Genomic DNA, 19833 nt, shown 5'->3' on the forward strand with positions numbered 1-19833 from the left:
GCCTCACCTCCGCCCGCCGCGCGCCTGCGCCCACAGCGCGGCCGCCAGCGACTCCGTGCCCACCTGCACTTCGACCGTGCTCGGGGTGCCCGGCGCATCGCCACCCGCCGACGAAACGTCGTGCGCCCGGACGAGCACGCCCGGCGCCAGCCTCCCGCTCAACGCCTCCGGCCCTCGCGTCCCCGTGTCCACCCATTCCACCTCGTAATCGCGCATGCCCTGCGCCGTCCGTGCTCGCACTCGCAGCCCCGGATGCAGCGAGCCCTGGTGTTGATCGGGCACGGAGAAGAACAGCCGCGTCCGCGTTTCGCCCTCGGGCTGCGTCGCTAGCGACGGGTCCATGTGAGCGCCCTGGGACAACACCTCCACCACTCCGGGGACGCTCACCACGCGGGCCACCGGCACGCGCGTCGCGAAGAAGCCCAGGAGCGCGATCGCGACCTCCAACGGCAGCGGCAGCCAGCGCACCCAGCTCGGGTGCTCCAGCCGCACCGGCTCCGCGGCGGGCCCGCGCGCATGGCGCTCCAGGGCCTCGCGCCTGAAGGGCGTATTCCCTTTCTCAGCGGCCATGTCGCGACTCCAGCGGCGTGCGGAAGGACGCGAGCAGCATCCGGTCCCACGCCGGCTCCTCGTCGCTGATGGCCGCCAGCAGCGCGAGCGCGATGCCCACCGAGCCCGTCAGGAAGCTGGCGTTGTCCTCCACCCGGTCCGGGTAGATTTCGCGAGGAAACCACACCGCGTAGCCACCGACGCCCTCGCCGGGCACGCGCCGCGCCACGAGCCGCGCGAAGCACTCGCGCGCCTCGCGGCCGAAGGCCTCCTCCCCCGTCAGCCGGTACATGCGGTGGAACAGGTGCGCCAGCCCCGCCTCGCCGTGGCACAGCCCGCCATCCATCACATCGCGCGTCTCCTCGGGCCGGCGCACCGCGCGCAGGCCCGTCTCCACCGCCACCCGCTCCCACTCCGCGTTGCCCACCGCACGCGCGGCCATCAGCAGCGTCGAGGCCACACCCGGATCCCCGTAGCACCACGCCCCCCGCGACACCTGGGAGCGCCGCACCTCGTTGTCCGCGTAGTAGGCGAAGGCGGACAGCGAACTCGCGGGCTGCCGCTGCGCGAGCAGCCACCGCACCGCCTCCTCCAGCGCGGGCCCCACCCGCGCCCGGTCGACGCCGTGCGCCCACGCGGCCGCCAGCAGGCCCACCACGCCCGGGTTGCCGTGGGCCACGCCCAGGTTGTAGCCGCCATCCTGCTGCTTCTTGCGGGTGGTCGTGGGGATGAGCTCCGGAGGGGTCCGCCACGCCCGTCCCCGCGGCCCCAACTCCGACACGGCCAGCAGGTGGTGGACGACGCGCTCCAGGCACCGGCGCGCCCGGGCCCCCGGAAGCCGCTCCAGCGCGAAGACGCCCAGCCCCACCAGCCCGGCGATGAGATCGTAGTGCTGCACCCAATGCTCGACGCCCAGGGCGTCCTCCAGCGCCGCCTCCACGTCCTCCAGCGGATCTTCCTGCGCGCCCAACTGGTCCGGCAGCAGGTGCGCGCCCAGGTGCTGCATCACCCACGACACCTGGACGAAGCCGCCATGCAGCGCCGGGCGCATCCACTGGCGCCCCACCTCCTCCAGCGCCCCGTCCAGGAAGCGCGCCGCGTGCTCCGGATCATCTCCTCCGGGCCACACGCGCGCCAGGTAGCCGTGCAGCAGCGCCTGACTCGATAAACGCTCCGCGATGCGCATGCCCTTGTGAGTGAAGGGCTTGTGCAGCTCAGTGGTGATGGCACGCACCGTCTCCGCGGCCTGATCCGCCAGCGATCCAGTGAGCAGCGGCCACCACCGGGGGGCCTCCTGGGTGGGACGGATGGAATGGGCAATCATGGGCGTGGCTCCTGCGCGCGGGCGCGCGCGAGCTGGGACTGGTAGGTCCGGGCGAGGAAGTCGTAGAGCACCAGCTCCTGCGCGCGCGCCGCGGAGCGCAGCATCCGGTTGGCGTGCATGTGCAGGTGGATGCCGGCCACCGTGGGCAGGGACACGCCGAGCCGGCCCTCGCGCAAGGCCACCTCCAGGCGCCGCCGCACGGGGACAAGCCGCTCCGAGCGCTCGCGCAGCACGGCGAGCCCCTCACTGAGCAGCGGGCTGCTTTCCGCGTCCGGCGCCCAGGCCGCCTCCAATGCGGCGCGGGCCTGACGGTAGCGGGCACCGAGCTGGTGCGTGAAGGCCGTGTCCATGCGGAACTCCCGCCCGAAGAAGTCGCGGGAACGCTCGGCCACCGTCAGCTTCGCGCGCGCATCCAGGCCCAGGTCCTCCAGCAGCAGAGCCATGCCCCGCAGGGTGAGCTGCCACCGGGCCTCCGCGCCCGCGTCCCCATCCAACAGTGCCATCAGCTTCAGCACCGCCTCGCTGTCCGCGTGGAACAGCTCCTCGGCCAGGGCCATGCCCTCCGGACCGCCGTAGCGCTCCAGCTCACGCTCGTACGTGTCGAGTTGCACCTTCCACACCACGCCGGCCCGCGCCAGCGGTGCCACCGCGGCGGAGAGCGCCGGCAGTGCGTCGCGGTGAAGGCGGCCCGGATCCCCGTGCAGCCGCAGGCGCACGTGCCAGTCCGGATCCTCGAAGCGGATGAAGAACCAGCGGTCCACCACGCCCTCGCGGACGAGCCGCTCCGCCAGCGGCGTCACCGCGTCGCACAGCACGTCATCCGCGCCAGCGGTGCCCGCGTACAGCTTCGCGTAGAGCCACTCCGAGCCCGGCGCGAAGTGCCGGGGGACACCGGCGGAAGGACCACTGCGCGGGGCAGGCACGGAAGCCGTGGGCTCCTGGCGCCGCACCATGGGGAGGAACAGCTCATGGACGAATCTCCCCTCCGGACCGTGAGTGCACAGCGAGTCCGGCCCGACGAGCTGCTCACGCAGCACGGCGCGGGCGCTGTCCTTCACCAGCGACGCGAGCGTCTCCACGCACAGGACGTTGTCCAGGTCCAACGGCAGCACGTTGTCGCCATTCACCAAGGCCACGTGGCGCGGCAGGCCCAGCCGCTCGCGAAGCGCTTGCACGGCCCGGAAGCACTCCTCGCCGCGCGCCGCGCCCAGCGGCTTCAGCACGTCCGGCCCCAGCCGCCACCTCGCCAGCGACAGCACCACCCGGCCGGACACCACCCGCGGCAGGAAGTCCAGGCCCTCCAGCACGCCCCAGCTCCACGACAGGCCCACCGCGCGCCCCTCGTGCTGGAGCATGCCCAGGAAGCGGTAGACGCCCAGGCCTCGGGCGAAGTTGTGCGCGGTCGTGAGTCGCGGCAGCACCTCGCGGCCCAGCCGCTTCGAGCGCAACACCACGCGCCCATCCACCACCGACACCCGCAGGTCCTCCACCGGGAGCTGCTGCGCGTCGGGCGCGCCAGAGGCCCCCAGGAAGGGAATCTCGTGCCCGCGCAACTGGGGCCGCAGCAGCACGTTGCCAATGCGTCCCTCCGGCAGGTGCACCACCTCCGCGAAGACGGCGTCCGGGCGGAGCGCCTCCTCGGCGCGCAGGTGCCGCTCCACCGCGTCGCGCAGCGCCGGGTCCCCATGACAGAAGCGGCCCAGGGTGTTGGCGCCAGAGGGTCCTGCCGCGCCGCGCAGCACCAGCGAGAAGTCCCCGCTCGCGAAGGACTCGTCCGATGCGGCCAACACGCTGAAGCCCACGGAGATGGCGTCTGGCGGCGGCACGGGCTTCTCCGAGGACAGCGCTTTCAGGTCCTCCTCGCCCAGCGTCAGCACGCGGGCGCCCGGGCTGGCGGTCAGCCGACGCATCAGGTGCAGCTCGCGCGCACCGAACGTCCCCCCTGCATCCGTCGAGGAGGGGAAGGCCAGCCCGAGCAACAGCGGCGCCCCATCCGCGGCGGGCGCGTTGGACACCTGGAAGCCCACGCCGGACTCCTCGTCGAGCGCCTCCATCAGCGGCACCTCGCGGCCCTCGTAGCGGCGCGTGAAGGCCTCGCAGAACGCGCTCAGCGGCGAGCGGCCCGCCTGGGGCCCCATGCGCCGGACGAGTTCCACCGCGCGCGTCACCTCCGCCAGCACCTCCGGTCCCAACGTGGCGCCGGGCGCCGGACGGTAGAGGTCCACCTGGAAGAGGCGCGGGAGCTCCACCTTCACGGGAAGCGACTCGAGCCGAGTGGCGATGGAGAGGTAGGCCTCTTTCGACCGGCCGGGACCCTCCGCATCCAGTCTCGCCAGCTGATCTCCGACGTCCTCCAGACATGTGGCCGCCTCCAGCGCCACCTGCGCGGCCTCGCCGGGACCCGCCTCATGCGCCAGCACGCGCAGCCGCGCCACCAGGTACGGGAGCGGCTCCGGCCCGGTGACGGGCACGGCCAGCTCCGGCACCAGCAGGTCGTTGTCCACGAGCGTGCGCACGTACCCGGCGGCCTCCTGTGCATCCACCTCCGCGTCCAGCGCGACCAACGTCCGCACCAACTGCTCCGGCCGGGCCCCTGCGCGCGCGTGCTCCAGCACCGCTTCCAGGTACGCATCCGGCCGCACCGAGGACAGGTGGTGCCGGCGCGCCGCGTCCACGTGCCGCGTCTCCACGTAGCGAAGCCGCCCGGCCGCGCGGTACAGGCTGCCATTGGGGCGGTAGCGGAGCACCTCGCGCAGGGCCGGGTGGCGCACCAGCGCCTCCACCAGTCGCGTGAGGTAGTCCATGTCCAGACGGGTGTCGCGCTGGCACTCGCGCACGTCCGCCACCGCCAGGTGCGTGCGCGCTCCCAGGCGCCCCACGGAGCACGACGCGAAGAGGCCGAAGGGCGTGCAGCGCCCCGCCATGCGCAGGAAGTAGCGCACCAGGGCCTGCTCCACCTTGAGGCCGTACTCGCTGTCCGGCGCCTGGAACCAGAGCGGCAGCTCCTCCTCCAGCGAAGGCGACGCGACGAAGAGGGCCTCACGCACCTCCGGCCGCTCCACGTACGCGCGCAGCCTCGTGCGCAACAGCGCGCGATCCGCGTCCAGCGCCTTCGCGAGCGATTCGGTGGCGTGCGGCGCGGTGAGCCGCGAGTTCCAGTGCTCCATTGCGTCGAAGGGCAGGAGCGGAGTGCGCAGGACGAAGAAGTCCGCCGGTTCCATCACGGATTCGGCGGGAGTCGTGCGCTGCCTCTCGGGAGCGCGGCGGCGGGGCTGGGACATCGCGGCGGACCTCGGAACCGGGTGCGGGAAACGCCCCGGGCCGGCGAGCACCGGCCCGGGACAATCGCTCACCATGGCTCGGAAGCGGACCTCACCTCCGAGCGCATGGCGCACGCATCAGAAGCAGCAGCCGTAGAACTCGCCCGTCGAGCAGAGCACGTTCGTGTAGCAGACGGTGGCCTCGGTCGGCTCCGTGCCAGTGCAGGCGACGACGGAGGGCGGGGCGCCACCGGCAACCTGCTTCATCTCGGTGTCGTTCAGCGCGCGCAGGGTGTCCTTCGACAGCGTCAGCTTCTTGGTGGGCTTCTTCATGATTCGTTTCTCGATGTAAGGCCGCACGGAGTTGCGCGGTCGAAACGAATTACGAAGCCACCTGGAATTCCTGGTCGTTGCCCCAATCACTTATCAGCGTTCCGCGTCCTGTGGAGGCAGCCACGTGAGCACGTTGCGCGACCACAGATTGCGGAAGGTGGCGACAAGCTTCGCGCGCTCCACGGGATCCGTCATCTCGTTGGCGTCGGCAATCTCAGCAATGCTGGTGGTGCCATCCGCGAGCCCGAGCAGTTCCCGCTCCATGTCGCTGGCGCCGAGCCCGGGGGGCAGCAGGAAGCGGGTCGGATCCAGGCCGGTGGTGCGCTCCACACTCTGCGCCGTGGGGCGCTCCAGGAGATGAGGGTGCACCCACGCGCGGCTCCAGGAGCCCACCGCCAGCGGGCGCAGCGACTCCACGCGCTCAGGCGGCACGTCGTCGCGCAACACCTGAAGGAGAGCCTCCAGGTTGAGCAGGGCCCTCGCCAGCGGCGGCGCCATGCCCGCGGGCACCCGCGCGCCCGCCATCGCGCGCACCGCGAACACGGCCGTGGCGATGGACACCATCACCCCCGCGTTGGAGGCACCCACGTGCAGGGGCCCCCCGGCGAGCCGCACGCGGCGGCGACCCTCGAAGACGAGCGGCCACAGGTCCGGCCGGGACTCCACCGCCAGGCGCTCCTGCTCCGCCGCGGTCCAATCCGGGTGCGCCTGCTTCGCCTCCTCCAGGCTGACGGACTCCCTCAGCCCACGCACCTCGTCCGCCGTCAGCACGCGCGCGCGCGTGAGCAACTCCAGCACGTGCGGGGACAGGCGCGCGCCGCACGCGGCCACCAGCACATCGCATGGCAGATGACGCGCCTCGCCGCCCTCGTGGTACGTGACGCCGTCGCGGGTGACGCGCACCGCGCTGGCGTTCGGCACCAGCCGCGAGCCCGTCGCCTCCACCAGCCGCGCGAAGTGCGGCAACCGGTGCATGCCCCGTGGCGCGCCGCGCATCAGCAGCGTCACCGGCTGGCCCGCCATCATCAGCGCCCCGGCCTGCTCGAAGCCGGAGATGCCACCGCCCAGCACCGCCACGCGCCGGCCGGCCATCTCCGCCGCGGAGCGCAGCCCCTCCCGCACCTCCACGCGCGAGCCGGGCTCCACTGAGTCTGGAGGCAGGGGCCGCCGCTCATACCAGGCGGTGACGAGAACCTCTTCGGCGCGCACCTCGATGCGGCCCTCGGGCGTCTCCACCTCCACCGTCACGCCGTCCGCGTCGGGGCGCAGGCCCACGCAGCGGTGGCGGCAGCGGATGTCCAGGCGCCCCATCTGGATGACGCGTGCGTAGTAGTGCAGCACGTCCTCGCGCTCGCACTCCAGCGAGTCGCGGCAGTCCAGCGGCAGGCCGCCCACCTCCCAGTGCGAGGCGGGCGACAGGTAGACGAGGCCCTCGATATGGGCATGCAGCGAGGCCAGCGGGGTGGCGCCGGCCTCCAGGGCCAGGGCGGGAATGCCACGCGCCCGGGCTTCGAAGAGGGCAGCCACCGCGGTGGGGCCGCCGCCAATGACACACAGCTTCGTCGTGAGGGTCGTCATGCGCGCGCCAGCCTATACACGGTTCGGCTGCCCAAGCGCGATGAGGGCTTTTTTTGAAAGGAATCGAGCCAGGATTGCCGCCTCATTTCGTATGGGATGCGGACACGCCGGTGAGCGGGGAAAGCGCATGCGCATCTTCCAGGACATGGGGAGGCTCCTCCAGGAGCGGTGGCTGAAGGTCCAGCACAGCGAGGAGGCCTTTCCCGACATCGCGGCCGAGGTCCTGCGGGAGCTGGCCCCGCATCAGGCGTTCAAGACGCTGGAGCCCCTGGAGTGGCTCTACGGGACGCGCGACTTCCCGAAGCAGCTCACCACGCGTCCGGGCTTCGGCCAGCCCGCGCTGACGGTGTTCTCCGACTCCCGCCTGCTCATCGACCTGTACAACTGGGTGGACGGCACCACCGACATCCACCAGCACGGCTTCTGTGGCGCCTTCCAGGTGCTCCAGGGCAGCAGCATCCACGGGCACTACCGCTGGCACGAGCGGCACAAGGTGAACAGCCGCCTCGCGCTCGGTGACATGGAGCTGCTGTCCGTGACGGGGCTGCGCACGGGCGACATCCACCGCATCCACGGAGGGGACCGGTACATCCATTCCCTCTTCCACCTGGATCGGCCCTCGGTGACGTGCGTGGTGCGCACGCTGCACTCGCCGGAAGGGGGCTTCCAGTACTCGTACAAGAAGCCGCACCTGGCCTACTACCCGGGCGTCGAGGACGCGCACACCAGCAAGGTGCTCCAGTCCCTGTCACTGCTGGCGGAGCTGAACCCACCGGAGCGCACGAGGCTCATCTCCGGCCTCATCGAGCGCTCGGACCTCCTGACGTGCTTCCTCGTCTTCGAGCGGCTGCTCCAGTTGCACAAGAAGCTGGAGGCGCTGGACCCGTATTGGGACGTGGCGGTGCGCACGCATGGCGCGCTGGCGAAGGAACTCCGCCCGGTGTTCAAGGAGTACATGCGCCAGGCGTTGCTCATCGACCGGCGAGGTCAGGTGAAGGACCCGGAGCACCGCTACTTCCTCGCGCTCCTCTTGAACGTCGAGCGGGGCGAGCACATCCAGCAGCTCGTGCACCAGCGCTTCCCGGACCGGGACCCGGTGAACCTGATCATGAAGTGGGTCACCGCGCTGACGCAGCCGGCGGAAGGCGGGGGCCGGGCGCGCGACTCGCTCGGGGTGCCGCTGGACGAGTCCGCCCTCATCGTCTTCCGCGAGCTGCTCCATTCCCGCGGCCACGCGGAGGTGATGGCCCGCCTGAAGGAGACCTTCGACGCCGAGGAGGTGGACGGCCAGTCGGACGACATCGCCGCGCTGGCGGCCTCCCTGCGCGAGTCTGCGCTGTTCCGTCCCCTCTTCCGGGGCTGAGCGGGCGCGGGCTCCCTTCTCATTCACTTCAAGGTCGCGCCGCTACGCTTCGGACTCCGGATACGCCTGCGCGTCGGGTTGCTTGCTGGCGCGGACGACCGCGACCCACGCGAGCAGGACCAGCAGCAGTGCCGGAAACTCCACGATGAGCCGCGTCGCATCGGCACTGCCACGCTCGGGGTGGGGGTCCAAGGAGAAGCTCAGCTGGCGCTTCCAGGGCAGCTGGTAGGTCCAGCTGGTGGAGTGGCGGCGACTGAGGAACTTCACCTCCCAATCCGAGGTCGGCCCGGGTTGCGTGGGGCCGATCCCGGTGGCGCTGGCGATATGAAGCCGGATCAATCGCGCGTCGGTCCAGCCCACCCACCATGAACGGCCGTGGATGAAGGGAGACCGCAGCGGCTGGGCGGAGGTCCTGCCCACCGAGAAAGAGTACCAGGGGCTGAGGTACCAGACGGCCGTCAAGGCCAAGGCCAGCACCAGGAGTGCCTTCGGGAGAAGACGCCGTGCTCGGGAGCGCCGTGACGTGGGTTCGGACATCTGCCCGCCCACTGTAGCGCCACTTGGTGCGCATACCCAGGCGGTGCGACCTTCGTCGTGCTCGACGACTCGCGCATCAACGAGCAGCCCGGGTTCGACCTCAGCCAAGAATTCAAATCAAACCCAAGATGACGATCAGGTCGTCCGCTCAGGCGGGATCCCGAGGCTGTTTCAGCCCTTACCCTTCGGGCGGCTCACGGTGTACATGACGATGTTGTGGTCCGAGCCGCCAGTCGGGCCGGCCCTCACGTTCGAGACCTTGCACCCGTAGGACATCGCATAGTCAATCTTGCCGTGACCGTGGCTCTCCACGCCGCCATGAGTGGCCATGCCCGCCTGCTGGGCAATCCAGCCGGGCGACCACTTCCCCTTCGTCGACGCCGGTTCGTTCCAGTCGCCGCCGATGAGCAGGCCCTCGTCAGGGTTCTTCTCGATCTTCCGCTGCGCGAAGCCGAGCAGCTTCTCGGAGAGCGACTTGTAGGTACTCACGCGGTTCTTCGGCCCGACGGGCTCCCCACCCTTCCAGTCGACCGAGGGCGGCTGGTGGGCCGAGACCACCTGCAGCCAGCCCGCGAGCTTGACCGCGGTGGCCGCTCGCGGCGGAGCATGGCCACCACGCACGGTGGTCCAGCCGCCGCCCTCGCCCTGGATGGACGTCTTCTGCCCCTGGAGCAGGCTGTCCTTCACGAGGATACCCGTCTCGCCATGGTCCTTGGCTCCGGGGAAGGTCACCAGGTGGTAGCCGGGGATGTTCTCCAGGGCCTTGTGGTAGCCGTTGATCTCCTGGAGCTGAACGAAGTCGAGTTTGTTCTTCTTGGCGAAGTCGCCCAGCCACTTCTGCACGTCCTTGGGATTGCGGTCGCGCTCGACGTTGTAGGTCGCGCCCTTGAGCTGCGACGGGGTCTTGCCCTTGCTGTCGCTGCCACCGGTCGCACTGGCCTGGGCGGTGGTGCTGCCTTCAGTCCCGGGGGTGGCGGTGGCGCTGATGCGCTTCAGCGATTGGTCCATCCGCTCGCCGACGACCCCCTGCGGCTTCCCTTCCCAGCCGTTGTCGCGCTTGTAGGCGACCACCGCCTTGGCGGTCTTGGCGTCGAAGCGGTCGTCGGCGGCACCCTTGAAGCAACCGGCCGACTTCAGGCGCTCCTCGACCTTCTGGACGCGGTTGCCAGTGGAGCCGACGTGGAGGGGGCGGTGGTGGGGAGTGGTTCGCATGATTTCCATGATTCTCGCCCATCGAGAGGAAATGTTTCTTCTGTTCGCGCCGACTCGGCAGGGCTTGCCGCACTGCACAATGGCGACCCGGCTTCGTCAGGAAGCATGCAAAGGAACGAAGGTCTTGCTCGACGCGGGCGCGCGGACCCTCCACATCGGTCCGGAGCAGAGTTCCATCCGTTCGCGAAGGGAATGACACGATGAGCACTGGAAGCTTCATCTGGTACGAGCTGATGACCCACGACCCCGACGCCGCCGCGAAGTTCTATGGCGCCGTCGTTGGCTGGAAGATCTCGGCCCCGTCCGAGTCCATGCCGAACGGACAGGACTACCGCATGATCATGCGCGGCGATGGCGGCTCTGCCGGCGGCGTGCTGCGCCTTTCAAAAGACATGGTGCAGCATGGCGCACAGCCCTGCTGGCTCGGCTATCTGCACGTGGCCGATGTCGACGCGTCCCTCCAGGCCATGGTCGCCGATGGCGCCAGGGTGGTGATGCCGCGCATGGATCTTCCCGTCGGAAAGATCGCGATGGTCGCCGACCCGATGGGCACGCCCTTCTACGTGATGGCGCCGATTCCACCGCCCGGCAAACCCGAGGCGAAGAGCGACGTCTTCGACGTGAAGGAGTCGCAGCGCATCCGCTGGAACGAGCTGGCCAGCCCCGACCTCACGCGCGCCAGGACGTTCTACGCGAAGCACTTCCACTTCCAGTTCAACGACGTGATGCCCATGGGTCCGATGGGCGACTACTGCTTCATCGACCACGACGGCGTTCGGCTCGGCGCCATCATGCAGAAGCCCGCCGAGGGCCCCGGCCCCACTGGCACCTGGCTGTTCTACTTCGGCGTCCCCTCGGTAGCCGAGGCGCAGCGCGCCATCACCGCCAACGGTGGCAAGGTGCTGCAAGGTCCGCACGAGGTGCCCGGCGGCGACTGGATTGTCGTTGCAACGGACCCCGCGGGTGCCGCATTTGGTGTTGTAGGACGCAAGGGCGAGTGAGCCCAAGGAGCGCAACCATGACGAACCCCGTGAACAAGGCCCTCATCTGCCTCTGGTACGAACGCAATGCCGAAGAAGCGGCTGCGTTCTACGCCCGCACCTTCCCCGGCAGCTCCGTTGGCGCCACGCACCGCGCACCTGGCGACTACCCGGACGGCAAGGAGGGGGATGCCCTCACGGTGGAGTTCACCGTGCTGGGCATTCCGTGCATCGGCCTCAATGGCGGTCCCGCCTTCAAGCACAGTGAAGCCTTCTCGTTCCAGATCAGCACGAAGGACCAGGAGGAGACGGACCGCTACTGGAAGGCCATCGTCGGCAACGGCGGTCAGGAAAGTCAGTGCGGGTGGTGCAAGGACAAGTGGGGAATCTCGTGGCAGATCACCCCTGCCGCCCTGACGGACGGCATGAGCGATCCGGATCCGGCCGTGCGCAAGCGGGTGTTCGCCGCGATGATGGAGATGCAGAAGATCGACATCGCGGCGATCAACGCGGCGCGCAAGGGCTGATGCCCGCGAGCGAAGAATGCAAAAGAATTCCGGGGGGTCCTTCCCTGGAGGAACGGCGGTTCGCGCTCCCGCGAGCCGCTTCCACCAGGAGCCTTCATGTTCCGGATTCCGTCCCTGTGCCTCTGCCTCTTCGCCTCGCTCGCCATCGCCGACGAGTCCGCCTCCAAGCCCGCGCGGCTCACCGTGGCCCAGAAGAACGGCTGGGCCACCTACGACACGGAGCTGAAGAAGAAGGAGGACGCGGTCAACAAGGCCTGCGGGTCGTCCTTGAAGAGCAGCTACGACAGGTCGACCTACCCCGCCTTCGACCCGATGAAGGACCGGACCCAGAGCGCCTGCCAGTCCGCCGTGGGCACCCTGGTCGAGGTTTGTGGCACCCCGGATGGCAAGGCGGCGGTGAAGGAGGCCGTCACCAAGACGGTCTGCAAGCTGTCGACGGAGGGAACCAAGGTCTCGCTCGACGGGAGCGTGCTGACCATCCACATCGACCCGGCGAAGAGCTCCATCGCGGGCAAGGAGCCCGGGAACTACAGCTGGAAGAGCGCCCTCGAGGAGATTCTGTAGCCGCGGCGTGAGCGGCTCGTGCCAGGACCGCGCCTCTAACGGCGCGCCTGGGCGCGGGCAATGATGGCCCCCCTCGTCACACCTGCCTGCTCGAAGCAGAGCGCGGCGCGCGCGAGCGCCTCGGTCAACGACGGGACCTCCTCGTGTTGATCCGCGCCGGGACGGACGAAGCTGGTGACGGCCCTCGCGAGTCTCGCGGTGGTCGAGTTGATCACCACGAAGAACCCCTTGCAGTACTCGCGAGCCAGGTCGGCGATCTCGGCCTGATGATCCGCCAGCAGCATCCGCTGTGAATGCGTCAGCGGACGGGACCGCGAGAAGTCGATGATCAAGACATAGGGCTCGCGCCGGTGGATGAGCTTGGAAAGGCTCCGGAGGATGCTTTCCATCTCGCTGTCCGTCGTGGTGTCGCCACGCTGGACAATGGCCAGGGGCCAGAGCGATTCGTCGAGGGTGTACATGGAGGGAGATGTCTCAACCGGCGGTTTCAGTGAAACATACACCACCCGCGAATCAGCGCGACAGAGCACCGAAACCTGCAACACAAGAAATCTGCAACAAATCAGATGTCCCTGTGACGTTGACACGCATCCGGGCGCGACGAACTTTCCAGACAGGAAGCTGCGCTTCTCCCCTGCTTCCAGGAAGCCGAGCGCCTTCACGCATGGATACGACAGGCGAACCCCCCTTCATCTCCACCGGGCAGCTCCCCGCGGCGGAGCAGGTCCGGGCGTTGGTGGACGAGGCCTACCAGCGCCATCAGGGGAACACCGAGGGACAGTGCTCCCAGGTCTACCCGGCGCTCGCCAGGGTGGATCCCCGGCTCTTCGGCGCGTGCGTGGTGGGCATCAACGGCAGCAGCCATGGGGCCGGGGACGTGGACCATCCCTTCTCCATCATGAGCGTCTCCAAGCCGTTCGTCTTCGCGCTCGTCTGTCAGTCCCTGGGGCCCGAAGAGGTGCGGCGCAAGCTGGGGGTCAATGGCACGGGCCTGCCGTTCAACTCGGCCATGGCCCTTGACCTGAGCCCGGACGGACGCACCAACCCCATGGTGAACTCGGGAGCGCTGGCGACCACGGGGCTCGTTCCAGGCAGCAGTCCCGAGGCCCGGTGGCGGTTCATCCATGAGGGGCTGTCGCGCTTCGCCGGACACCCGCTCGCGCTCGACGAAGAGGTGTATGCCTCAGCGATGGAGACCCACCACCGCAACCAGGGGCTCGCCTTCCTGCTCCACGGTCTGGGCCGCCTGGAGGCGGATCCGGTCCTGACGACCGGGCTCTACACGCGCCAGTGTTCATTGGCGGTGACCGCCAGGGAGCTCGCCGTGATGGGAGCGACCCTGGCGGACGGAGGCGTCAACCCGCTCACCGGGGCGCGCGTCGTCGACGAAGAGGTCTGTCATCACACGCTCGCGGTGATGGCCACGGCGGGGATGTATGAGACCTCCGGGGACTGGCTCTACGACGTGGGGGTCCCGGGCAAGAGTGGCATTGGCGGCGGCATCGTCGCCGTCGCGCCGGGCAAGGGCGGGCTGGGCACCTTCGCCCCGCTGCTCGACACGGCGGGCAACAGCGTCAAGGGTCAGCTCGTCGCGCGGTTCCTGGCTCCACGGCTTGGCTTGAGTCTGTTCATGTCACGCCCTCAGCCTGACACGACGCGGTGAGGCTTGGGGTTCTTCTGTCGGATTCGATAGAACCCCCTCCGTGCCGACCCCATCCCTCTCATCGCGCGGTGGCTTCGCCTCCTCCACGCTCGCGCTCTGGCTGATGTGTCTGGCCTTGTTCGGCATCTACACCACAAGCGAGGCGCGGTTGCAGACGGACTCGCTGTGGTCCATCCCTTCCGCGGCCAGCATCCTCCACGAGGGCAACACCGACCTGGACGAGTTCCGGCACTCGTTCTTCCCGGGGACCGCCTATGCGCGCAACGAGGCCGGTGGCCACACGTACTACGTGTACCCGCCGGGCGTGATGGTGTCCGCGCTCCCGCTCCTGGCCGCCGCCGAAGGACTCATCTCCCTGATGGAGCCAGTGCTGCCCCGCCTGGGGAGGTTCGGTGCCGAGGCGCTGGCCTGGCGGGTGCTGTTCCGGCACACAGGGAGGGAGTACCTGGGCTCGTTCGCCCTCACCGAGCAGCTCATCGCCTCTTTCTACGTCTGCGCCGCCGCGGCGGTGCTCCTCGTCACCCTGCGCAGGCGGGTGTCCCCGGGGGCGGCGCTCGTCACCGTGCTGCTTTTCGGGCTGGGCACCACGGCGTACTCCACCGCGAGCCGGGTGCTCTGGCAGCACGGCCCCGGGCTCCTCGCCATCGCCTGCGTCATGCTGTTGCTGGCCCGGCCCGCGCAGACCGCGCGCACCGCGTTCCTGCTGGGCCTCTGGGTCGCGGCCGCCTACGCCTGCCGGCCCACGCACTCCCTCACCGTCCTGGTGGTCACCGGGTTCATGGCCCTGCGCTTCCGCCGCCAGCTGCCGGCCTACTTCGCGGGCGCGGCGCTCGTCGCGATTCCCTTCTGCGCGTACCACCTGTCTGTCTACGGCTCGGTGTTCTCGCCCTACTACCGTCACTCGCTGGATCCACTCGCCGGCCGGTTCTTCATGGCCCTGGCCGCAAACCTCGTCAGTCCCTCGCGAGGCCTCTTCACCTTCTCACCGTTCCTCGTGCTGGGCGTCGTGGGCTTCGTCCAGCGATGGCGCAGCCGGAGCCTGGAGCCCTACGAGGTCGTCTTCGCCCTCATCCTGGTCCTGCACTGGGCGGCCATCTCCTCCTTCTTCATCTGGTGGGCCGGGCACTCCATTGGCCCGCGCTTCTTCACCGACGTGCTGCCCTACCTCGTCTACTTCCTCGCGTTCCCCGTGCAGACGGTGCTGGAGGCTCCCTCACGGAACCGCGTCCTCGCGGGCGCGCTGGTCGTGACGGCCGTGTTCAGCGTGTTCATCCACTGGCGGGCGTCCAACTCCTACGACGTCCACAACTGGAATTCTTTTCCGGCGGACGTGGACAAGGATCCTTCGCGCGTCTGGGATTGGAAGGACGCGCAGTTCCTGCGCGCCATTCCCGCCGGCTACTGGTGAAGGGGCTTGCCCAGCAGGGTCACTGCTTCGGCGCGGGCTTCGGGTCCTGGGTGGTGCGCAGGTCCGCGCGCACCACGGCGTTGCCGAAGCGCTCCACGTTGGTCAGCCAGGCCGCCGCGTTCTTCACGTAGCGCGCGGTGCCCGCCGTGTCCCACTTGTTGTAGAGGCGCGTGAAGCCACCGTCGAAGATGGCCCGCTTGCCGCCGTTGTCATGGAAGGCCGCCACCAGGTTGCCCGCGGAGCCATGAAGCAGCGGCGTGAGCTGCTGGCTCGGCTGGATGGTGGCGATGGTGATGCCCTCGTAGAGGTACTCCAGGCCAGTGGTGAGCAGGTGCCGGCGCAGCAGCCCCGGGCCCTCCCCGTCCTTGCGCAGGCCGACCGTCTGGTCGCCGATGATGTTGCCCACCATGACCGTGCCCAGCAGCGCCTGGCCCACCACGTTGGCGTCCGCGTAGTAGGGCGAGTTGTCGCCCCAGATGTACACGCCGTGTCCCGCGTCGAAGAACTCCTTGATGACCTTCACGTGCTCGGGCGTCAGGTGCTGCGTCTCGTCCGAGATGATCCACAGCTGACACGCCTTCTGGAGCGCCTTGCGCAGCTCCTTGGGGTCTGGCGCGCTGTTGACCCAGCGGTACACGGAGAAGCCCTTCTCCTTCAGCGCGGCCTTCGGCAGCGAGAAGTCGAAGTCCTGCGTGTAGAACTGGAGCACCGCCACCGTCTGCCCCTCGAAGGCGCCGTCCACCGCGAGGTCGTTCTGGTTGCCCTTCGCGTTGCCAAAGCCGTCGCGGGGCGCGGGGCGCACCGTTTCGCGCAGCTCCTGCGAGCCGTCATTGCGTGTCACCACCCGGCTGACGCTCTCCATGGGAGCGTTTTGGCCCGCCGCCTTGTTGTACTGCGCGAGGGCGGGAGTGGACGACAGGACGAAGGCAATGCAGCAGAACAGCGGACGGAGGGCACGCACGAGAACCTCGACGAAAAGGACGTGGCACCTTCCACGCACGGCCCCGCGAAAAGTTCTTCAGCTGGCGTCCGCCACCAGGCCGGGCGCAGCCGGTCCACCGAAGAAGCGCGAGAGCTCGGCCTGGGCCTCGCGGGCTTGCGCCGCGCTGATGCGCCCCTCGCGCTCCAGCCTCCCGATGATGACGCCAGCACGGGTGCGCAGGGTCTCGGGCCGCTGCGCCGGCAGCCAGCGACGCGGGGCGGGCAGCATGGCCGCGAGCATCGCGCCCTGCGCCACGCTGAGCGACCGCGCCGAGACGCCGAAGTGCTCGCGCGCCGCCGCCTCGATTCCGTAGACGCCCTCTCCCCACTCCACGACGTTCAGGTACAGCGCGAGGATGCGCTGCTTGGACAGGTGTGACTCCAACTGGCGCGCGAGCAACAGCTCCTTCCCCTTGCGCAGCAGGCTGCGGTCCGTGGAGAGGTAGAGGTTCTTCGCCAGCTGCTGCGTGAGGGTGGAGGCGCCGCGCCCCAGGCGTGCCTCGCGCACTGACTGCTCGAAGGCGTTCTCCACCTCGGTCCAGTCCACGCCCTCGTGCCGGTAGAAGCGCGCGTCCTCGGAGCACAACACGGCGTCCACGGCGTGCGGGGCCACCGCTCCGAGCGGCACCCAGGCCTGGCGCACGCGGGGCTTCGTGCCCGCCTCCAGCGCCTCTTCGGCTCGCTGCGCCATGAGCGCGGTGGTGCGCGGGTTCTGCGTCCGCAGGGCGCCCACGTCGGGCAGCCGCGCGGCCTCCACGCCGAACCAGAGGGCCAGCATCAGCCACCCGCCGAGCGCCCAGCGACGCCAGGCCGGGCCTCCGGAGGGCTTCCCCGCGGGTCGCCGGGCTCCAGAGGAGGGCTGCTTCGTCTTCTGCATCCGGACAGTGGAGGGGCGCGCAGGGGGCGGACGGGATGTCATCTGTACGCCTACATCTGCCCCGACCAGCACCCGCTGTCCAGAACGCGGCCGGACGCGGATTTAACCCGGCTTAATTCGTCCGCTGCGGCGGTTCGCGCGACAACCCCTCTGACTGTCGCAGAGGGGGAAGTCCACATGCAGTGGCCGATTCGGAGCTTTCAGCCGTTCATCAACACCGTGAAGCCGTCGAGCAGCGGAGCCGTGAGCGCACCGCAGCAGGCGCCGGCAGGTCCGCCGCGGCCGTCGAGCGGCACGTCGTCCTGGGGAGGCGTGTCCACCGACAGCTTCAGCGGGAGCACGCCGGGGACTTCGAAGCGCAACCCGCTGAACGTGCCGGACACCGCGCCCTCCCCCACCGACACGCCGATTCTCGCGAAGCCGACCGCCGCCAAGGACTTTGCCGCCAGTGACTCGGTGATGCTGGGCCCCAATGGCATCTCCGGGAGCGCGAGCCTCGAGGCCGGGGTGAAGGTGGATGCGGGCATCTTCTCCATGAAGGTGGCCGGGTACACCGAGCTGGGCGCGAGCTTCAGCCGGGACGCGGAGATGACGACCTTCAGCGTGGAGGCCGAGGTCGGCGTGAAGGGAGAGCTCCAGGCGCACACGACGCACGTCACCGTCACCGGCACCGCCCAGGCGGGCGTGCGTGGCAGCTACCAGGTGACGCTGCCGACCGCGGCCGCTGCGGGCATCACCTCGCCCGAACAGGCCGCCCAGCAGCTCAACCCGTCCCTGCCCCAGAACCTGCCGGTGGGCGCCACCGTGACGCTCAACGGCGAGTCCTTCGTGGGCACGGGGATGGAGGTGGTGTTCAAGAACATCTCCGGCATCTTCGGCGCCATCGGGGGGATGAGCACGGAGAAGGCCAGCGGCATGTCCCTCGCCGTCACCCGGCTGGACGACAAGACCGTCCGGGTCACCGCCGGCCCCACGGAGGCGGTGTCGCGCACCCTCGAGGGAAAGCTGGGCGTGTTCGATATCGCGTTCGGAGCGACGGACACGCGGCGCGTGGAGGGGCAGTTGAGCTCGCGGCAGGTGGACTTCGACATCTCCACGCCGGCGGGACAGGCGGCCTACAACCAATTCCTCGCCACGGGCGAGCTGCCGAAGAACGACCCGGCGAACGGCACGTCGAACGCGGCGACAGTGCAGATTGCCTCCGACACGCTCACGCGGGAGGTCACCTTCGCCATCGACCTGGGCGCGGCCGTGATCGACAGCAACGTGTACGTCGCCACGACCTACGACGCGGGTGGCCCGACGGAGTTCCAGTACACGGGCACCAAGGGCCCCGTCAGCTTCTCGGTCAGTGGCGAATGGAAGGATCCCGAGGACCCGTCCACGTACACCTACGCGGCCACCCTGCCGGACCTGGCCCCCGGGACCGCGAACGGGCTCCAGGACGTCTACCCGAACGCGACGGGGACTGGCACCACGGCCTCCGTGTCCTTCACCCACGCGGAGGCACAGCAGGTCCAGCAGCTCGCGAAGGACTGGCTGACCGCCATCGAGCAGGGCCAGCCCGGATACGCGGGCAACACGCCGGAGAACTGGGCGGTGGGTGTCGCCAACGCGGCGACCCCTGAAGAGGCCATGGCCCTGCTGCTGACGCCGGAGGCGAACAACTTCACCGACGTGGTGGCGGAGCGCGTGTCCAAGCTCAGCGTCTTCCAGTTCAACAACGGCGGAGGACAGATGCCAGGGTCGCTCACCCTCTCGGAGGGCTGACCTCGCGAAGGCTCAGCCCTTGCCGCCGTCCTTGAGGTTCAGCAGGTCGACGGCGGCGGAGAGGCGCTCGCGGTCCTTGAGGAACTCCGCGTCCTTCTGGAGTTGTTTGTACTGGCTCGTGGTGACCTTGGGCAGGTCGCCGTCGATGCGCTGCTGGAAGATGGGCTCCGTGGGGCGGTCCTTGTGGAAGAAGGTCTGGTCCACGGATTCAGCGCGGTGGGTGCCAGGACGGACGTTGAAGCGCGTGTCCACGAGGATGTCCGGGTTGCCGGCAATGGCCTTGTCCGCGGGAATCATGGCCGTGTTGGCGCCGTGAGAGGCCGAGGCCAGGTTCTGCGCCGACTGCGTCTTCTTGCCGCCTTCGCCATGGCCCATGCCGTGGAGGATTTCGTAGGGGGTGTCCCCGTCGGCGGTGCCCAGGTTCTTCTGGTACTTCGTGGAGCTGGGCTCGCCCCCGGTCATGCCCTTGAAGACGTTGGTGTGCTCGCCCTTGTCCCGGTCCGGCACCGCGGTGAGGACCTGCTGGGGCCCGAGCCCGCGGCGCTCCACGGAGCCTTCGTAGAAGAGGCCCTTCTTGTCCTTCGCCTGACTGCCGACGTGGGCCAGCAGGTTGAGTCCGTCCTGAGGTGTGTCCTGCGTGGTGCGCAGGGACGACATGTCGCCGGTGCGGGCGGAGTGGGTGTCCTGCAGGCCCACCGCGTTCTGCTGCTTGTACAACTCGGCGGCCGAGGGGGGCGTTTCGCCAGTTGCCGCGGCCCGCTTGGGCCGCTTCGAAGTGCCCGCGTCGAACGTATCCGCATCATCCCGGGGGCGCTTCGTCGAGGAGGAAGCAGAGGTCTGCGTCTGGGGCGGAAGCGACGGGCTGCGCGTCGGCGTAGCACTGCCACTGACAGGACTGGAACTCCTG

At 69.4% G+C, this 19833-nt stretch carries 19 protein-coding genes; 7 read left to right on the forward strand and 12 right to left on the reverse strand.

Annotated elements, in window-relative coordinates; translation table 11 throughout:
* Positions 1 to 3 precede the first annotated feature (3 nt).
* The 5 genes from D7X99_RS26690 to D7X99_RS26710 all read right to left on the reverse strand — a co-directional run bounded on the left by D7X99_RS26690 (position 4) and on the right by D7X99_RS26710 (position 7044).
* Positions 4 to 570, reverse strand: a complete 567-nt coding sequence (locus D7X99_RS26690; protein WP_121780252.1) for a hypothetical protein — start codon at positions 568 to 570, stop codon at positions 4 to 6.
* Entirely contained in the window at positions 560 to 1873 is a 1314-nt protein-coding gene (locus tag D7X99_RS26695; RefSeq protein WP_121780253.1) for a lanthionine synthetase C family protein, read from the reverse strand. Before D7X99_RS26695 ends, D7X99_RS26690 begins: the two co-directional genes overlap by 11 nt.
* Positions 1870 to 5154 (reverse strand): lantibiotic dehydratase, encoded by a 3285-nt coding sequence (locus D7X99_RS26700; RefSeq protein ID WP_233613752.1) that lies wholly within the window; start codon positions 5152 to 5154, stop codon positions 1870 to 1872. The genes D7X99_RS26695 and D7X99_RS26700 overlap by 4 nt, the downstream gene beginning before the upstream one ends.
* 117 nt (positions 5155 to 5271) lie before the next feature.
* Positions 5272 to 5466, reverse strand: a complete 195-nt coding sequence (locus tag D7X99_RS26705; RefSeq protein WP_121780255.1) for a class I lanthipeptide — start codon at positions 5464 to 5466, stop codon at positions 5272 to 5274.
* Between the two features lie 93 nt (positions 5467 to 5559).
* Positions 5560 to 7044: an NAD(P)-binding domain-containing protein gene (locus D7X99_RS26710; RefSeq protein ID WP_121780256.1), complete on the reverse strand. Its 1485-nt coding sequence runs from the start codon at positions 7042 to 7044 to the stop codon at positions 5560 to 5562.
* Positions 7045 to 7171: 127 nt separating this feature from the next.
* On the opposite strand from D7X99_RS26710, the gene D7X99_RS26715 reads away from it, so the two are divergent.
* The gene (locus D7X99_RS26715) at positions 7172 to 8407 is read left to right on the forward strand and encodes a hypothetical protein (protein WP_121780257.1); all 1236 of its coding nucleotides are present in this window, start codon (positions 7172 to 7174) and stop codon (positions 8405 to 8407) included.
* A 42-nt stretch (positions 8408 to 8449) separates the two neighbouring features.
* Here the strand turns inward: D7X99_RS26715 and D7X99_RS42420 are convergent, their stop codons facing one another.
* The gene (locus D7X99_RS42420; protein ID WP_147476276.1) at positions 8450 to 8674 is read right to left on the reverse strand and encodes a hypothetical protein; all 225 of its coding nucleotides are present in this window, start codon (positions 8672 to 8674) and stop codon (positions 8450 to 8452) included.
* A 441-nt stretch (positions 8675 to 9115) separates the two neighbouring features.
* Positions 9116 to 10156 (reverse strand): peptidoglycan-binding protein, encoded by a 1041-nt coding sequence (locus tag D7X99_RS26725; RefSeq protein ID WP_158627076.1) that lies wholly within the window; start codon positions 10154 to 10156, stop codon positions 9116 to 9118.
* 200 nt (positions 10157 to 10356) lie between these two features.
* On the opposite strand from D7X99_RS26725, the gene D7X99_RS26730 reads away from it, so the two are divergent.
* The 3 genes from D7X99_RS26730 (at position 10357) to D7X99_RS26740 (ending at position 12227) form a co-directional block, all read left to right on the forward strand.
* Entirely contained in the window at positions 10357 to 11157 is an 801-nt protein-coding gene (locus tag D7X99_RS26730; RefSeq protein WP_121780260.1) for a VOC family protein, read from the forward strand.
* Positions 11158 to 11174: 17 nt separating this feature from the next.
* Complete coding sequence (locus D7X99_RS26735) at positions 11175 to 11663, forward strand: VOC family protein (protein ID WP_121780261.1); 489 nt, start codon at positions 11175 to 11177, stop codon at positions 11661 to 11663.
* Positions 11664 to 11759: 96 nt separating this feature from the next.
* On the forward strand, positions 11760 to 12227 hold the full coding sequence (locus D7X99_RS26740; protein ID WP_121780262.1) for a hypothetical protein: 468 nt from the start codon (positions 11760 to 11762) through the stop codon (positions 12225 to 12227).
* Positions 12228 to 12262: 35 nt separating this feature from the next.
* Here the strand turns inward: D7X99_RS26740 and D7X99_RS26745 are convergent, their stop codons facing one another.
* A complete protein-coding gene (locus D7X99_RS26745; RefSeq protein WP_121780263.1) occupies positions 12263 to 12688 on the reverse strand; it encodes a hypothetical protein in 426 nt (141 codons plus the stop codon).
* 203 nt (positions 12689 to 12891) lie between these two features.
* Between D7X99_RS26745 and glsA the strand changes: the two genes are divergently transcribed.
* Together glsA and D7X99_RS26755 are read left to right on the forward strand one after the other, a co-directional pair.
* Positions 12892 to 13890 carry a glutaminase A gene (gene glsA / locus D7X99_RS26750; protein WP_121780264.1) on the forward strand — a complete coding sequence of 333 codons (999 nt, stop codon included), beginning with the start codon at positions 12892 to 12894 and terminating at the stop codon, positions 13888 to 13890.
* Between the two features lie 40 nt (positions 13891 to 13930).
* Positions 13931 to 15298 (forward strand): hypothetical protein, encoded by a 1368-nt coding sequence (locus D7X99_RS26755; RefSeq protein ID WP_121780265.1) that lies wholly within the window; start codon positions 13931 to 13933, stop codon positions 15296 to 15298.
* A 19-nt stretch (positions 15299 to 15317) separates the two neighbouring features.
* On the opposite strand, the gene D7X99_RS26760 is transcribed toward D7X99_RS26755, so the two are convergent.
* The 3 genes from D7X99_RS26760 to D7X99_RS26770 form a co-directional block, all read right to left on the reverse strand.
* Complete coding sequence (locus D7X99_RS26760) at positions 15318 to 16259, reverse strand: hypothetical protein (protein ID WP_121780266.1); 942 nt, start codon at positions 16257 to 16259, stop codon at positions 15318 to 15320.
* A gap of 57 nt (positions 16260 to 16316) precedes the next feature.
* Positions 16317 to 17198 (reverse strand): monofunctional biosynthetic peptidoglycan transglycosylase, encoded by an 882-nt coding sequence (gene mtgA / locus D7X99_RS26765; protein ID WP_121780267.1) that lies wholly within the window; start codon positions 17196 to 17198, stop codon positions 16317 to 16319.
* Between the two features lie 158 nt (positions 17199 to 17356).
* Positions 17357 to 17539 carry a hypothetical protein gene (locus tag D7X99_RS26770; protein WP_147454607.1) on the reverse strand — a complete coding sequence of 61 codons (183 nt, stop codon included), beginning with the start codon at positions 17537 to 17539 and terminating at the stop codon, positions 17357 to 17359.
* On the opposite strand from D7X99_RS26770, the gene D7X99_RS26775 reads away from it, so the two are divergent.
* The gene (locus tag D7X99_RS26775; protein WP_147476277.1) at positions 17529 to 18926 is read left to right on the forward strand and encodes a hypothetical protein; all 1398 of its coding nucleotides are present in this window, start codon (positions 17529 to 17531) and stop codon (positions 18924 to 18926) included. The genes D7X99_RS26770 and D7X99_RS26775 overlap by 11 nt on opposite strands.
* A gap of 12 nt (positions 18927 to 18938) precedes the next feature.
* On the opposite strand, the gene D7X99_RS26780 is transcribed toward D7X99_RS26775, so the two are convergent.
* Positions 18939 to 19643: a hypothetical protein gene (locus tag D7X99_RS26780; protein ID WP_233613753.1), complete on the reverse strand. Its 705-nt coding sequence runs from the start codon at positions 19641 to 19643 to the stop codon at positions 18939 to 18941.
* Positions 19644 to 19833: the final 190 nt, after the last annotated feature.

The sequence above is a fragment of the Corallococcus sp. AB032C genome, assembly GCF_003668935.1.
Lineage (GTDB): Bacteria > Myxococcota > Myxococcia > Myxococcales > Myxococcaceae > Corallococcus > Corallococcus exiguus.

Coding starts and splice junctions, on each gene's coding strand:
- D7X99_RS26690 (WP_121780252.1), bottom strand. CDS start 570: ATGGCCGCTGAGAAAGGGAATACGCCCTTCAGGCGCGAGGCCCTGGAG.
- D7X99_RS26695 (WP_121780253.1), bottom strand. CDS start 1,873: ATGATTGCCCATTCCATCCGTCCCACCCAGGAGGCCCCCCGGTGGTGG.
- D7X99_RS26700 (WP_233613752.1), bottom strand. CDS start 5,154: ATGTCCCAGCCCCGCCGCCGCGCTCCCGAGAGGCAGCGCACGACTCCC.
- D7X99_RS26705 (WP_121780255.1), bottom strand. CDS start 5,466: ATGAAGAAGCCCACCAAGAAGCTGACGCTGTCGAAGGACACCCTGCGC.
- D7X99_RS26710 (WP_121780256.1), bottom strand. CDS start 7,044: ATGACGACCCTCACGACGAAGCTGTGTGTCATTGGCGGCGGCCCCACC.
- D7X99_RS26715 (WP_121780257.1), top strand. CDS start 7,172: ATGCGCATCTTCCAGGACATGGGGAGGCTCCTCCAGGAGCGGTGGCTG.
- D7X99_RS26725 (WP_158627076.1), bottom strand. CDS start 10,156: ATGCGAACCACTCCCCACCACCGCCCCCTCCACGTCGGCTCCACTGGC.
- D7X99_RS26730 (WP_121780260.1), top strand. CDS start 10,357: ATGAGCACTGGAAGCTTCATCTGGTACGAGCTGATGACCCACGACCCC.
- D7X99_RS26735 (WP_121780261.1), top strand. CDS start 11,175: ATGACGAACCCCGTGAACAAGGCCCTCATCTGCCTCTGGTACGAACGC.
- D7X99_RS26740 (WP_121780262.1), top strand. CDS start 11,760: ATGTTCCGGATTCCGTCCCTGTGCCTCTGCCTCTTCGCCTCGCTCGCC.
- D7X99_RS26745 (WP_121780263.1), bottom strand. CDS start 12,688: ATGTACACCCTCGACGAATCGCTCTGGCCCCTGGCCATTGTCCAGCGT.
- glsA (WP_121780264.1), top strand. CDS start 12,892: ATGGATACGACAGGCGAACCCCCCTTCATCTCCACCGGGCAGCTCCCC.
- mtgA (WP_121780267.1), bottom strand. CDS start 17,198: ATGACATCCCGTCCGCCCCCTGCGCGCCCCTCCACTGTCCGGATGCAG.